At 69.5% G+C, this 11,326-nt stretch carries 20 protein-coding genes and 1 riboswitch; of the genes, 13 read left to right on the top strand and 7 right to left on the bottom strand.

What is annotated here, in order from left to right; genetic code table 11:
• The first annotated feature begins 86 nt into the window (after positions 1-86).
• The 3 genes from JOF37_RS05075 to JOF37_RS05065 are packed head-to-tail and all read left to right on the top strand — an operon-like array spanning position 87 to position 2,579.
• Complete coding sequence (locus JOF37_RS05075) at positions 87-920, top strand: DUF3097 domain-containing protein (RefSeq protein ID WP_210005706.1); 834 nt, start codon at positions 87-89, stop codon at positions 918-920.
• A 50-nt stretch (positions 921-970) separates the two neighbouring features.
• On the top strand, positions 971-1,720 hold the full coding sequence (trmB, locus tag JOF37_RS05070) for a tRNA (guanosine(46)-N7)-methyltransferase TrmB (RefSeq protein WP_245338102.1): 750 nt from the start codon (positions 971-973) through the stop codon (positions 1,718-1,720).
• A 4-nt stretch (positions 1,721-1,724) separates the two neighbouring features.
• On the top strand, positions 1,725-2,579 hold the full coding sequence (locus JOF37_RS05065) for a CPBP family intramembrane glutamic endopeptidase (RefSeq protein ID WP_210005705.1): 855 nt from the start codon (positions 1,725-1,727) through the stop codon (positions 2,577-2,579).
• A gap of 28 nt (positions 2,580-2,607) precedes the next feature.
• Here JOF37_RS05065 and JOF37_RS05060 read toward each other — a convergent pair whose 3' ends face one another.
• Positions 2,608-2,928, bottom strand: a complete 321-nt coding sequence (locus JOF37_RS05060) for a DUF6176 family protein (protein ID WP_210005704.1) — start codon at positions 2,926-2,928, stop codon at positions 2,608-2,610.
• A 60-nt stretch (positions 2,929-2,988) separates the two neighbouring features.
• A riboswitch (guanidine-III (ykkC-III) riboswitch) is annotated at positions 2,989-3,053 on the top strand.
• A gap of 10 nt (positions 3,054-3,063) precedes the next feature.
• Between JOF37_RS05060 and JOF37_RS05055 the strand changes: the two genes are divergently transcribed.
• Positions 3,064-3,378 (top strand): DMT family transporter, encoded by a 315-nt coding sequence (locus JOF37_RS05055; RefSeq protein ID WP_210005703.1) that lies wholly within the window; start codon positions 3,064-3,066, stop codon positions 3,376-3,378.
• Positions 3,379-3,753, top strand: coding sequence for a DMT family transporter (locus tag JOF37_RS05050; RefSeq protein ID WP_210005702.1), 375 nt, complete (start codon positions 3,379-3,381; stop codon positions 3,751-3,753).
• Here the strand turns inward: JOF37_RS05050 and JOF37_RS05045 are convergent.
• On the bottom strand, positions 3,739-3,921 hold the full coding sequence (locus JOF37_RS05045) for a hypothetical protein (RefSeq protein ID WP_210005701.1): 183 nt from the start codon (positions 3,919-3,921) through the stop codon (positions 3,739-3,741). The two genes, JOF37_RS05050 and JOF37_RS05045, sit on opposite strands and share 15 nt — an antisense overlap.
• 159 nt (positions 3,922-4,080) lie before the next feature.
• Here JOF37_RS05045 and JOF37_RS05040 point away from each other — a divergent pair, with 159 nt between their 5' ends.
• Both JOF37_RS05040 and JOF37_RS05035 read left to right on the top strand, forming a co-directional pair.
• On the top strand, positions 4,081-4,272 hold the full coding sequence (locus JOF37_RS05040; protein WP_210005700.1) for a hypothetical protein: 192 nt from the start codon (positions 4,081-4,083) through the stop codon (positions 4,270-4,272).
• 101 nt (positions 4,273-4,373) lie between these two features.
• Positions 4,374-4,859 (top strand): pyridoxamine 5'-phosphate oxidase family protein, encoded by a 486-nt coding sequence (locus tag JOF37_RS05035; protein ID WP_210005699.1) that lies wholly within the window; start codon positions 4,374-4,376, stop codon positions 4,857-4,859.
• Between the two features lie 67 nt (positions 4,860-4,926).
• On the opposite strand, the gene JOF37_RS05030 is transcribed toward JOF37_RS05035, so the two are convergent.
• Positions 4,927-5,763, bottom strand: coding sequence for an alpha/beta fold hydrolase (locus JOF37_RS05030; protein WP_210005697.1), 837 nt, complete (start codon positions 5,761-5,763; stop codon positions 4,927-4,929).
• Between the two features lie 118 nt (positions 5,764-5,881).
• Here JOF37_RS05030 and JOF37_RS05025 point away from each other — a divergent pair, with 118 nt between their 5' ends.
• Positions 5,882-6,682: a DNA-formamidopyrimidine glycosylase family protein gene (locus tag JOF37_RS05025; protein ID WP_210005688.1), complete on the top strand. Its 801-nt coding sequence runs from the start codon at positions 5,882-5,884 to the stop codon at positions 6,680-6,682.
• Between the two features lie 24 nt (positions 6,683-6,706).
• On the opposite strand, the gene JOF37_RS05020 is transcribed toward JOF37_RS05025, so the two are convergent.
• The gene (locus tag JOF37_RS05020; protein ID WP_210005686.1) at positions 6,707-7,195 is read right to left on the bottom strand and encodes a MarR family winged helix-turn-helix transcriptional regulator; all 489 of its coding nucleotides are present in this window, start codon (positions 7,193-7,195) and stop codon (positions 6,707-6,709) included.
• A 117-nt stretch (positions 7,196-7,312) separates the two neighbouring features.
• Between JOF37_RS05020 and JOF37_RS05015 the strand changes: the two genes are divergently transcribed.
• The 5 genes from JOF37_RS05015 to JOF37_RS04995 all read left to right on the top strand — a co-directional run bounded on the left by JOF37_RS05015 (position 7,313) and on the right by JOF37_RS04995 (position 9,806).
• Positions 7,313-7,678 (top strand): DUF7882 family protein, encoded by a 366-nt coding sequence (locus tag JOF37_RS05015; protein ID WP_210005684.1) that lies wholly within the window; start codon positions 7,313-7,315, stop codon positions 7,676-7,678.
• Positions 7,675-8,025 (top strand): peptide ABC transporter permease, encoded by a 351-nt coding sequence (locus tag JOF37_RS05010; protein WP_210005682.1) that lies wholly within the window; start codon positions 7,675-7,677, stop codon positions 8,023-8,025. The genes JOF37_RS05015 and JOF37_RS05010 overlap by 4 nt, the downstream gene beginning before the upstream one ends.
• A 41-nt stretch (positions 8,026-8,066) precedes the next feature.
• Positions 8,067-8,282, top strand: a complete 216-nt coding sequence (locus tag JOF37_RS05005; protein WP_210007847.1) for a hypothetical protein — start codon at positions 8,067-8,069, stop codon at positions 8,280-8,282.
• A 139-nt stretch (positions 8,283-8,421) separates the two neighbouring features.
• A complete protein-coding gene (locus tag JOF37_RS05000) occupies positions 8,422-9,024 on the top strand; it encodes a TetR/AcrR family transcriptional regulator (protein ID WP_210005679.1) in 603 nt (200 codons plus the stop codon).
• The gene (locus tag JOF37_RS04995) at positions 9,021-9,806 is read left to right on the top strand and encodes an NAD(P)H-dependent oxidoreductase (RefSeq protein ID WP_210005678.1); all 786 of its coding nucleotides are present in this window, start codon (positions 9,021-9,023) and stop codon (positions 9,804-9,806) included. The genes JOF37_RS05000 and JOF37_RS04995 overlap by 4 nt, the downstream gene beginning before the upstream one ends.
• A 193-nt stretch (positions 9,807-9,999) precedes the next feature.
• On the opposite strand, the gene JOF37_RS04990 is transcribed toward JOF37_RS04995, so the two are convergent.
• From JOF37_RS04990 to JOF37_RS04980, 3 genes are all read right to left on the bottom strand, one after another.
• The gene (locus JOF37_RS04990; protein ID WP_210005677.1) at positions 10,000-10,377 is read right to left on the bottom strand and encodes a hypothetical protein; all 378 of its coding nucleotides are present in this window, start codon (positions 10,375-10,377) and stop codon (positions 10,000-10,002) included.
• Between the two features lie 125 nt (positions 10,378-10,502).
• Positions 10,503-10,685 carry a hypothetical protein gene (locus JOF37_RS04985; RefSeq protein ID WP_210005675.1) on the bottom strand — a complete coding sequence of 61 codons (183 nt, stop codon included), beginning with the start codon at positions 10,683-10,685 and terminating at the stop codon, positions 10,503-10,505.
• 116 nt (positions 10,686-10,801) lie between these two features.
• Entirely contained in the window at positions 10,802-11,254 is a 453-nt protein-coding gene (locus JOF37_RS04980) for a hypothetical protein (protein ID WP_210005673.1), read from the bottom strand.
• Positions 11,255-11,326 lie beyond the last annotated feature (72 nt).

Raw genomic sequence — 11,326 nt, 5'->3', positions numbered from 1 at the left:
CGGAATCGCGGCGCGGATACCGTGCATCGCGCCGCGCGCCGCTTATGCTGACCGGCGGTCCGAGGGGCTGCGACGCGGGAGGTTCGATGGACGACAGGTACGGCACCGACGTGCTCGCTGCGGGATGGCGCGAGGCCGGACGCAAAGTCGTCCCCGAGGTGCCCGCTGATCCCGACCTGGTCGTCGAGGTCGCCGCCGACGGGTACTGCGGCGCGGTCGTGGCGGTGCGCGGCGGGAACGTCGAACTCGAGGACCGCCTCGGCAAGGTCCGTCTCTTCCCGCTGGGCGGCGGGTTCCTCGTCGACGGCGAGCCCGTCCGTCTCGTCGCCCCGAAGGCCGCTGCTCCGCAGGGGCGGCTGCGGACGGCATCCGGGTCGTTCGTCGCGCCGCAGCAGCGTGCGCGCGTGGCTCGCGCGTCGCGCATCCTCGTCGAGGGGCGGCATGACGCCGAACTCGTCGAGAAGGTGTGGGGCGCCGACTTGCGGGTCGAGGGCGTCGTGGTGGAGTACCTGCAGGGCATCGACCTGCTCGATGAGCTGCTGAGCGACGAGCCCCCGTCGGCGGAGCGCCGTTACGGAGTGCTCGTCGACCACCTCGTCGCCGGCTCGAAGGAGACACGGATCGCGCAGCAGATCCTGCGCGGACCGCACGGCAAGCATCTGAAGATCGTCGGGCACCCGCACATCGACGTGTGGCAGTGCGTGAGGCCCGAGGCCGTTGGGATCGCCGCATGGCCGCAGGTGCCGCGCGGCATCGACTGGAAGACGGGCGTCTTGCGGGCGCTCGGCTGGCCCGCTGAGGACCAGGCCGACGTCGCGAACGCGTGGCAGCGCATCCTCGGATCCGTGCGGACCTATCGCGACCTCGACCCCGCGCTGCTGGGGCGCGTCGAAGAGCTCATCGACTTCGTCACGACCTGACCCGCCCGGCGCGGGGCGGGACGCGGCGCCGGGCTCGATACCCTGGAGGCATGCAGAACGACGTGCCCGACACCGGCGGCGAGCCGCGCTACCGCGACCGGCCCGTGTCGTTCGCTCGTCGCAGCGGGCGCATGAGCGACGGGCAGGAGCGCGCCTGGAACGAACTCGGCTCGTTCTACCTCGTGCCGGTCGAGCGCGACCAGGCCGTCCTCAGCGTCCGCCCGGGATCGGCCGTCGACACCGAGACCCTGTTCGGCCGCTCGGCGCCCGTCATCGTCGAGATCGGTTCGGGCCAGGGGCACGCCATCGTCGCCGCGGCGCAGAACGCTCCCGACGTCGACTTCCTGGCCGTCGAGGTCTTCCGGGCGGGCTTGGCCCGCACCATGCTCGACGCCGACCGGGCCGGGGCGCGCAATCTGCGCCTGGTCGAGGCGAACGCGCCGGAGGTGCTCGAGCACCTGCTGCCGGCGGCATCCGTCGACGAGCTGTGGATCTTCTTCTCCGACCCGTGGCACAAGAACCGCCACACCAAGCGGCGTCTCATCTCGCCGGACTTCACGCCGCTCGCGGCGCGCGTGCTCAAGCCCGGGGGCGTCCTCCGGCTCGCGACCGACTGGGAGGACTACGCCCTCCAGATGCGCGAGGTGATGACGGATGCCGCGGGCTTCGAGCCCGGCTTCGACGGAGCGTGGGCGCCGCGGTTCGAGGGGCGCGTGATGACCGCCTTCGAACGCAAGGGCATCGCCAAGGGGCGCGACATCCGCGACCTCGTCTACGTACGCACCGACGACACGCGCTGACGCCATGAAGCCGCACGCCGATCTCGGGACCCGTCCGTATCTCTCGGTCAGCACGCTTCCGGCGCTGCTCGTGTGCCTCGCCGCTCCGGCGTTCTTCGTGCTGCTGCAGCCCTGGCTGGGCTGGGCCCTGCTCATCGCCGGCCTGCTGGTCGCGCTCGGCCTGGAACGCCGGCGTGTGCGCGAGGCGAGCCCGTCGCTGACCCGTGACCTCTCGCTCATCGCGCTCGGCATGGTCGTGGTCAGCCTCATCGACCTGAAGGCCGAGCTCGACAACCTGGCGATGCTGCGGTTCACGCTCGCGCTGGGCGGTGCCGTCCTGCTGCCCTACCTCGTGTCGCGATACGTCTACCGCGACCACGCGATCCGTTTCCCGTGGCGCGGGGGAGGGCGGTGGTCGACGTTCCAGTGGGTGTGGCTCGCCGCCGTGCTCGTCCTCGGCTGGCTGATCCTGCCGTTCTACTTCATCACCTCGGGCGTCTACACGAACTGGCCGGTGGTCGACACCCCCGAGCTCATCGTGCGGCTCTTCGTCGGGGTCGGCGCGGTCGGCATCTGGGACGAGCTGTTCTTCATCTGCACGTGCTTCGCGCTGCTGCGCCGCCACTTCGCCGACGTCTCGGCGAACGTCCTGCAGACGATCGTGTTCGTGTCGTTCCTGTGGGAGCTCGGCTACCGCGCGTGGGGCCCCGCGCTGACCATCCCCTTCGCCCTGCTGCAGGGCTACATCTTCCTGCGCACCCGCTCGCTCGCCTATGTCGTGACCGTGCACCTGCTGTTCGACGCCGTGGTGTTCGGCGTCCTCGTGCACGCCCACAACCCGGGCCTTATCGACGCGCTGTTCCTCGTCCCGTCGCCCTGACGGCCGCGGTGCCCGGCCGGTCGGCCGCTCAGGGGTGGAGGTCGAGCACGGTCACGGCGTCGGCGGGGCCGGCATCCACCGCGCGCATGACGTCGCGATGCTCCGCGTCGATCGGGCGAGGAGAAGAGTCCGTCACCCGCCGCGCCGCGTCGAGATCGTCGGTCTGCATCGCGTAGACGATGACGGGACCGTCGCTGGTATCCAGCAGCAGAGCGCGCTCGTGCTCGACGCCCTCGGCGGCCAGAGATGCCAGCGCCTCGGCGCGGCGTGGGCCGTCGACCTGCGCGAGCCATGCGATGAGGCGATCGCGCTCCTCGAGACGGATGCGACGGGTCACGAGATGGATCATGTCGCGCAGTGTACGGCCGCGGTGCCCGGCCGGTGCTCAGATGACAGGGCTAGGGTGGATGCGGGGCCCGAGGGCGGGCTCGCGGACGAGGGAGCAGTACCCGCACACGACAAGACTGACTCAGACAGGTCTGTCATGGCATGGGTGATTCTGATCGTCTCGGGGATGCTCGAGGCGGTGTGGGCGGCCGCGCTCGCGGCATCCGATGGGTTCAAGCGCAAGCGGCCCGCGGCCTTGTTCGTCGTGGCGCTCGCCGGCAGCATGGCGGGTCTCGCCGTCGCGATGACCGAGCTGCCGACCGGCACGGCGTACGCGGTGTGGGTCGGCGTCGGCGCGACGCTGACCGTGGTGTGGGCGATGGTCACGCGCCAGGAGCGAGCGTCGGTCGCTCGGATCCTGCTCATCCTGCTTCTCGTCGCGTCGGTCATCGGGCTGAAGGCGGTGAGCTGAATGGCGTGGGTCGTGCTGCTGCTCAGCGCGGTGTGCGAAGCGGTGTGGGCGACCGCGCTCGGGCAGTCCGCCGGGTTGACCGCACCCGTGCCGACCGCGGTCTTCGCCGTGGGGCTGACCCTCAGCATGTTCGGGCTCGGCTGGGCGGTGAAGCAGATCCCCATCGGCACGGCATATGCGGTGTGGGTCGGTGTCGGAGCCGCGCTCACGGTCACCTGGGCGATCGTCAGCGGCGCCGAGGCGTTCTCGATCGGGAAGGTCGTCTTCATCGCCGGCATCGTGGTCGCCGTCGTCGGCCTGAAGCTCGTTCCTCACACGCCGCCGCGCGCCGCGGAACGTCCCGACGATTCCGCCGCGCCCTCAGCCCAGCCGTGACAGCAGCGCCGAGCCGAAGGTGAGGGCGGCGGCGACAGGGACGACGAGGGCGGCGAGTGCGACGATGCCGAGGATGACGATGTTGCCGGCGATCGCGCCGACGACGGCGGGTGCGCGGCCCGCGACGGAGCGGAGGCGGTGCGGTGCGGAAAGCGGTGCGGTGGTCATAGCTCGACGCTACGAAGCGGGGCGACCGCGCCGCGTCGGTCCCTCGGCGGACACCGATCCTCCTCGGGGATGATTCCGCGCTCGGGTGTGTCAATACCCTGCGTGACACCGACGGGCCGGCGTAGCGTCGCACGTCCCACGAACGAGGAGGACTGCACGATGAGCGATCCCGATATCCACGCGTCGAACGGCGACGTCGACATCCCGGGCGACGACGTCGAGACCGGCACCGCGACCGGCGGTGCGTCGGCGTTCCCCGGCGCGCCCAGCGCCGCACCCGCCGATGACGGCGACCCCGAGACGACGACCGACGACGAGGGTCTGCCGCTCGACAACCCCTCGGGTGGGTGAGCGCGCCAACCCCGCGGTGTCAAGCGAGCGCGGCGCGAGCCTGCGCGATGCAAGCGTGGACCCACGCGTCGCACGGACGTGAACGAGGACAAGGAGAGACGATGAGCGACGACAACGAAGACCCCCGCAAGACCCTCGCCGAGCTTCTGCCGGACTTCCGGTTCGCGATGGTGACCTCCCTCGACCCCGACGGCAAGCTGACGTCCCGTCCGCTGACGGTGCAGGAGGCGGAGTTCGACGGCGACCTGTGGTTCGTCATCAGTCGCGACAGCTCTATCGCGACGCACGTGGCATCGCGCCCGGGCGTCGGGGTCTCGCTGAGCAGCTCGGACGCCTGGGTGTCACTGGCCGGCACGGCGCAGATCGTCGACGACCGCGCCCGGCTCGACGAGTACTGGTCGAGCACGCTCGAGGCGTGGTTCCCGGACGGCCCCGACGACCCGCGCGTGACGCTGCTGCGCATCGATGCGATCTCGGGGGAGTACTGGAGCAGCGCGGGCGGCCGCATCGCGACGGCCATCGGCCTCATCAAGTCGAAGATCACCGGCGAGACGTACGACGGGAAGAACGAGAAGCTCGACCTCTGACCGCTTCGCCGTTTGCCACACAGGGCCGCCTCGCTTCCACGAGGCGGCCCTGTGTGCGTGAGGCCCCTTACTTCGCGAGGAAGGCCAGCAGTGCCGCGTTGAACTCGTCGGCATGGCTGACGTTGAGCCCGTGCGGTGCGTCCTCGATCAGCACGAGTTCGCTGCCGGGCAGCTGCTCGTGCGTCCGCTTGCCGGAGCCTTCGAACGGGACGGTCGCATCACCGTCGCCGTGGATGATGAGCGCCGGGACGGTGACCGCCGTGAGGTCACGACGGAAGTCGGTGGTCCCGAAGGCCTCCATCGCCTTCAGCGCCGCGTGGTGATCGGCCTGCCGGGTGAGGGCGATGGCCTGCTGGCGCTGCTCCTCCGTCACTTTCAGCTCGCCGTGAGCCGAGAAGAACTGGGTCGTGAACCCGTCGTAGAAGGTCGCCTCGTCGTCGCGCAGACCCCGCTCCATGTCGTCGGCCAGATCCTGCGTCAGCGGGCCCTCCGGGTTGTCGGGCGTCTGAGCGAGGTACGGCGGCACTGCTGCGGCGAAGACGACGCTGCGCAGACGGTCCTGCCCGTGGTTCGCGATGTAGCGGGCGACCTCGCCGCCACCCATCGAGAAGCCGACTAGGGTCACATCGCGCAGATCGAGGGTGTCGAGCACCGCCGCGAGATCCTTCGCGAACGTGTTGTAGTCGTAACCCGAGCGCGGCTTGTCGCTGCGACCGAACCCGCGGCGGTCGTACGCCACGACTCGATAGCCCGCCGCCGTCAGCGCGGGGATCTGCTCCGACCACGACTCGGCCGACAGCGGCCACCCGTGGATCAGGACGATGGGGCGACCCGGACCGCCGGTGTCGTCCACGTGCAGCTCGATGTCGTTGAAGAGGCCCTTGTGTGCGGTGATCTCACTCATGCGGCCATGATCGCCACCGACCGGAGCGATCTCGAACGGTTGACGGATGGCGGGCCGCGGTTTAGAAGACGCGGGCAGACTGGACGGATGACGATCCGATGCGCGGCGCGGGGCGCGGATGCCCGAGGGTGACAGCGTCTTCCGGCTCGCCGCGCGCCTGCGGCGGGAGGTCGCGGGGCGGTCGATCGTCGAGGGTGAGCTGAGGTCTGGGCCAGCGGCCGGCACCTCCCTCGCGGGTTGGACGATCGCGGAGTTCGAGACGCACGGCAAGCACTTGGTGACGCAGCTGTCACCGGGGTGGGCGCTGCACACCCACCTGCTGATGCAGGGCTCGTGGTCGATCACCGCGCCGGGGCGGCGGCTGCCGGCATCCGTCGCCGCTCGGGCGCGCGTGCGCGCGCAGCTCGACGACGAGCGCACGCTGTGGGGGATCGACATGCCGATCGTCGAACTGATGCGAGAAGCGGATGTCGCCGGGGCGCTCGCCTTCCTCGGACCGGATCCGCTGCGGCCGGATTGGGATGCCGCCGAGGCGGTCGCGCGGCTCGAGCAGCGTCCCGAACGCACCGTCGTCGCGGCCCTGCTGGATCAGCGCAATCTCGCCGGGCTCGGCAACCTGTGGGTCAACGAGCTGTCGTTCCTGTCTGGCGTGCACCCGTTCGACCCGATCGGATCGGTGGATGCAGCCGCGCTGGTGGCTCGTGCCGCGCGGGTGCTTCGGCTCTCGGCCACGGTGCCGGGGATGTACCAGGTGACGACGGGCGATGCGCGCCGAGGCCGCTCGCACTGGGTGGCCGGCCGGGCGGGGAAGCCCTGTCTGCGGTGCGGCACTTCGGTGCGGGTTCGCGCCGAAGTGGTGGATGATCCGGAGCGGCGGCGGACCTGGTGGTGTCCGCGATGCCAACCGTCGAGCCAGTGAGGCCCGTCGCGTCCCGGCCTCGCCTCAGCGACGGAGCGCAGACGCGGGCTCGACCGAGTCGACGGCCTCCTGCATCCGGGTGAGGAAGTCGATGACCGCTTCGGTCGCTTCGGGCGACGTGTCGGCCGCGACCTGGTGCATGCGGTCGTGCATCGTCGACAGTGTCGCCCGCACCTCGTCGTCGGCGCGCTCGGTCGGCTCGAGGTACACGCTACGTCGGTCGCTCGGGTGCGGGACGCGTCGGAGGTAGCCCGCGCTCTCGAGGCGATCGAGCAGGCTGGTCGTGCTGGCGGTGGAGATCCCGAGGTACTTCGCCACATCACCCGGCTTCACCTGCTGGCCTCGCGACTGGGCGCGCAACAGCTGCCGGACGACGAGCAGCTCGTTCTCACCCATCGACATCGACTCGCGTGTCCGCCGACGCATCGCGGCCTCGGCGGCCTGGTAGAGGCGCAGAGCCTCGAGCGCGCTGGTCGCACGCTGACGGTCGTTGTCATAGAAGAACCCGGTCATGAATGCACCTCCGCTGTTTCCGCGATGTTCATACCTTACCAGATATCTAACTTGACGAGATACTTTCCCAACTAGTCGCGTTTCACCCAAGTCATCCAGCACCTGTGAGGAGTCACCATGGGCCACCTGTTCTACGGCAACGCGTCCGAGTCCATCGAGATCCCCGACCGGCTTCTTGCGCACCTGAAGGTGCTCGCAGCGACGAAGCTGCGCCGCTCGGAGAGCTTCACCCTGACGTGGAAGCACGCCGCGGGGGAGGCATCCGGTCGTTCCACCATCTGGATGCAGCCATCGATCCCGCTGCGGTTCGTCTTCGACTCCGCCGAGTCCGAGAAGCTCGACTCGGCGCTCCTGACCGAGATGGCGAAGGCGGCCAGCTCGTCCGCCGGCCTCGTCGTCGACCTCGACGAGACGGCGCCCGCCGCGGCGGCTCCGGTGACCGCGCCCGTGCGTGCGACGCGCACGCTGGCGGCCGCAGCATGACTGCCGTGCTGGAGGCGCCCGCGGCGCCCCGTGTTCTCACCGCCCGGCGGATCACCTGGTCCACGGTCGCCCCGGGCTTCTACGTCGCTTCCACCGACGGCGAGTTCGTCGGCTCCGTCGACACGTCGACCGATGGCCACTTCATCGCGCTCGACGGTCACGCGACGCCGATCGGCCGCTACGCGACGCTGAAAGAGGCTCAGCATTCGCTGCTGACCACCGATGCGCCCGGGAATCGCGCGCGCAAGAGCGTCATGCGACGGAACATCCGGACGGCGGCTACCGCATCGGGCGCCCTGGCGGGAGCCCTCGCGCTCACGGCCGGCGCTCTGGCACCCTTCATCTGACCGGACGGCACCCGCCGTCACTCACCGAGGAGAGGAACGAGATGACCTCCAACGAATCGCACCGCGACACCGACGACAACGCCTACGAGGGGCCGGACGTCGAGGTCCCCGTCGGCGAGGACGACAGCGAGGGCACGCGCGAGCCCGGCGGCCTCGGCAAGGACGGGACCATCCCTGCCGCCCCCGACGGCGTCGCCGCCGGTCACACCGGCACCGCCTCGACCTTCGAGCCGGAAGAGGACGAGAAGACCTCCTGAGCCCGACGTACCGGCTCGCAGCCGGATGACTGCGCAGACGCCCGAGACGAGAGATCGTCCCGGGCGTCTTTGCGTTGCCGGGATGCGACGCCGTCTGCTCCGCACTAAGCTACTATAAGTAACTTAGTGCGGAGGTGGCATGAACGAGGCGATGCAACGGCGACGGATGCCGCGCAGTGAGCGGCGCGCTCAGCTGCTCGCGGTCGCGCGCGAGCTCATCCGCGATGCGGGAACGGACGAGTTCACCCTGGGACGCCTCGCGGAGCGAGCCGGCGTCACCAAGCCCGTCGTCTACGACCACTTCGGTGACCGGGCGGGCGCTCTCGCCGAGCTCTATCGCGCGTTCGAGGAGCAGCAGCGATCGACACTCATCGCCGCGCTCGCTGACACGGATCCCGACCTGGAAGGCGTCAGCCGAGCTGTCGCGGGCGCGTACATCGACTGCTCGCTCGCCGAGGGGCGCGAGCTGGCCGATGTCGTCTCGGCGCTCGACGGCTCGGTGACGCTGGGAGAGGTGCGTCGTGAGGCCGAGGCCGCTTACCTCGCCCTCTGCCACGAGGCCCTCGCGAAGTGCGGGGCGCGACTCGACGGCGCCGGGGCGCAGGCGCTCGTCGGCGCCGGCGATTCCCTGTCGCGAGCCGCCCTCGACGGGCGAATCAGCGCCGCGTCCGCTCACGACGCTCTCACGCGCGTGCTGCGGGCCCTGACCGATCCGACACCCACTCGGCCGGAGGCATCATGACCATCTCGCACGAGCCGACGCCGAACACCGCCCACTGGGTGTTCGCCCACCCGCGTTCGACCTCGTTCAATGCGCGGCTGTTCGGCGACGGTGTGACCGAGCTGTCGCGCACGCACCGCGTCGCGACATCCGATCTGTACGCTCAGGGGTTCAACCCCGTGCTCCCGGACGCTGAGCTCGACGTCACGCTCGGGACCGCCTCGGGCCCGGCCGGAGGGGCGTACGGGAGCGTCGCGTTCCCTGACGATGTGCTCGAGGAGCAGCGAAAGTTCGCGGCCGCTGAACTGCTCGTGCTGCAGTTTCCGCTGTGGTGGTACGGGCCGCCCGCGATCCTCAAGGGCTGGACCGACCGCGTGCTCACGAACGGTTTCGCGTACGGCGACATGGATCCCGAGCTCGGTGTTCCGCGGCGCTACGGCGACGGCGGACTCTCCGGCCGGCGCGCGCTCGTCGTCGTGACGGTGGGGGAGGACGAGCGCTCGATCGGGGAGCGCGGCATCAGCGGCGACCTCGACTCGCTCCTGTTCCCCCTGACCCACGGCGCCCTCTGGTACGTGGGCGTCGAGACGTTCGACCTGCACGTGGTCTACGACGCCGATGGATTGGATGCCGCGGGCGTCGACCGCGAGGCGGAGCGGTTGCGCACCCGCATTGCGGGGCTGGGCGACGAGCAGCCGCGCCGGTACCGAGCCCTACGCGACGGCGACTACCGCGGAACCCGAGCGCTGCGCAGCGACATCCATCCCGGTCGGACCGACTTCGGTATCCACCTGGCCGACTGACCACGGCCTCGGGCTCAGGCGTGAATCACGCTGAGGAACTGTCTTACCCCATCAGCTCGATGCCGGGGCCGGGTAAGTACGAGCCGAAGTCGCCTTCCCCTTCGTCGACGGTGCTTGCGGCCATCGAACCAGCCCGTGTCCTCGCCGAGGTATCGGGCTACGTGTAGGCGCTGCTCGCAGGACTGCCGTAGCTTCACCGCTGGGTAGCCGAGAGCTGACCGCATTGAGACCGCGCCGTGATGTTGATGAGGGTCTCTCCCTCGAGCGTTGATGCGTTGACAGCGATGTCCACATGATCCGGCAGGTAAGTCATGGTGAAAGACACGAAGGGTAATCCGTCTCGAGGTTCGGTCGCCGTCCAGTCCTCGCCTAGCGCGTCGGGTAGCCCGAGGACGAATGCCTCAGCATCGAAGCTCGCTGGTACGACGGCTTCGCCCCGCTCGGTGAAGAACGCCGTCCCCTCGGCTCCGTTCCCCAACGGTGCCTCATCACCGCCGCATCCGAAAGGTTCCAACTCGTCGCGGGAGACGTAATCCACGCCATCCGGGAACAAGGCGGTGACGGTTGACACAGCCGCTCGAGTCTGTGAACGAACCTCGTCGTAGGTCGGCGTTGGCTCTGCGGCCACGGTGCATCCCCCCAATGTCGGCATCATGCTCAACACCACGGCCATCGCGGCCGCGCGCCCACGAGGCTTCACCACGAACCCCCGAGGTGCAAGAGCTTGTCCTGAACTGAACTCGTGTCGCAGACGGCCAGTACACCGAACTCGTTCTGCTCGACCCGATCCACCAGCTCCTTTGGGACACCGTCGGCGATCCGCAGCTCCATCGCCTGCGTCCTCGCTTTCACATCCTCCACCGTCAACGACTCATCCACCGGCTGCTCCTTGCTGGACTGACACCCACTCACCACGACGGCCACCGCAACGAGGACCGTCAGCCCGACCCAACGGGCCCTCCACCTGGTCACTGCAACGGCTGGTGACGGCAAGGTCAGAAGTGCATTCCGGGGTCGACATCGGCAGGCAGGCGGAAGCACTGCGAGCGGGAGGCGATGAGGAAGTTGGCTTGCCCGCTGATCTCGAAACCTGTCGGGGTCGTGCTTGCGCTGTAGAACTCACCGTTCTGGTTCAGTATCTCGATTGCGAGCCATTCCGTCGCTGCCGATGTTCCGACGACGTAACCGTCCTCAGCTATCCCGCCGAGGTCCCCGACAATCCGCTTGGTGAGTGCGTCGCCGGCTGCGGTGTCGAACTCGCCGACGAGATGCACACGCGTCACCCCGGTCCAGGCGTAGAGGCGCTCACTCGTGTCGCAGACGGCCAGCACACCGAACTCGTTCTGCTCAACCCGATCCACCAGCTCCTTCGGGACACCGTCGGCGATCCGCAGCTCCATCGCCTGCGCCCTCGCTTTCACATCCTCCACCGTCAACGACTCATCCACCGGCTGCTCCTTGCTGGACTGACACCCACTCACCGCGACGGCCATGACAACGAGGCCCGTCAGCCCGACCCA

The organism is Microbacterium imperiale, assembly GCF_017876655.1.
Classification (GTDB): domain Bacteria; phylum Actinomycetota; class Actinomycetes; order Actinomycetales; family Microbacteriaceae; genus Microbacterium; species Microbacterium imperiale.
This window is presented reverse-complemented; position numbering and strand designations above follow the sequence as displayed.

Excerpts from the sequence above, each read along its gene's own strand:
- JOF37_RS05055 (WP_210005703.1), top strand. The coding sequence starts at position 3,064 with ATGGCATGGGTGATTCTGATCGTCTCGGGGATGCTCGAGGCGGTGTGG.
- JOF37_RS05010 (WP_210005682.1), top strand. The coding sequence starts at position 7,675 with ATGACTGCCGTGCTGGAGGCGCCCGCGGCGCCCCGTGTTCTCACCGCC.
- JOF37_RS05020 (WP_210005686.1), bottom strand. The coding sequence starts at position 7,195 with ATGACCGGGTTCTTCTATGACAACGACCGTCAGCGTGCGACCAGCGCG.
- JOF37_RS05060 (WP_210005704.1), bottom strand. The coding sequence starts at position 2,928 with ATGATCCATCTCGTGACCCGTCGCATCCGTCTCGAGGAGCGCGATCGC.
- JOF37_RS05005 (WP_210007847.1), top strand. The coding sequence starts at position 8,067 with ATGACCTCCAACGAATCGCACCGCGACACCGACGACAACGCCTACGAG.
- JOF37_RS05040 (WP_210005700.1), top strand. The coding sequence starts at position 4,081 with ATGAGCGATCCCGATATCCACGCGTCGAACGGCGACGTCGACATCCCG.
- trmB (WP_245338102.1), top strand. The coding sequence starts at position 971 with ATGCAGAACGACGTGCCCGACACCGGCGGCGAGCCGCGCTACCGCGAC.
- JOF37_RS05035 (WP_210005699.1), top strand. The coding sequence starts at position 4,374 with ATGAGCGACGACAACGAAGACCCCCGCAAGACCCTCGCCGAGCTTCTG.
- JOF37_RS05015 (WP_210005684.1), top strand. The coding sequence starts at position 7,313 with ATGGGCCACCTGTTCTACGGCAACGCGTCCGAGTCCATCGAGATCCCC.
- JOF37_RS05075 (WP_210005706.1), top strand. The coding sequence starts at position 87 with ATGGACGACAGGTACGGCACCGACGTGCTCGCTGCGGGATGGCGCGAG.
- JOF37_RS04995 (WP_210005678.1), top strand. The coding sequence starts at position 9,021 with ATGACCATCTCGCACGAGCCGACGCCGAACACCGCCCACTGGGTGTTC.
- JOF37_RS05045 (WP_210005701.1), bottom strand. The coding sequence starts at position 3,921 with ATGACCACCGCACCGCTTTCCGCACCGCACCGCCTCCGCTCCGTCGCG.
- JOF37_RS05030 (WP_210005697.1), bottom strand. The coding sequence starts at position 5,763 with ATGAGTGAGATCACCGCACACAAGGGCCTCTTCAACGACATCGAGCTG.
- JOF37_RS05025 (WP_210005688.1), top strand. The coding sequence starts at position 5,882 with ATGCCCGAGGGTGACAGCGTCTTCCGGCTCGCCGCGCGCCTGCGGCGG.
- JOF37_RS05065 (WP_210005705.1), top strand. The coding sequence starts at position 1,725 with ATGAAGCCGCACGCCGATCTCGGGACCCGTCCGTATCTCTCGGTCAGC.
- JOF37_RS05000 (WP_210005679.1), top strand. The coding sequence starts at position 8,422 with ATGAACGAGGCGATGCAACGGCGACGGATGCCGCGCAGTGAGCGGCGC.
- JOF37_RS05050 (WP_210005702.1), top strand. The coding sequence starts at position 3,379 with ATGGCGTGGGTCGTGCTGCTGCTCAGCGCGGTGTGCGAAGCGGTGTGG.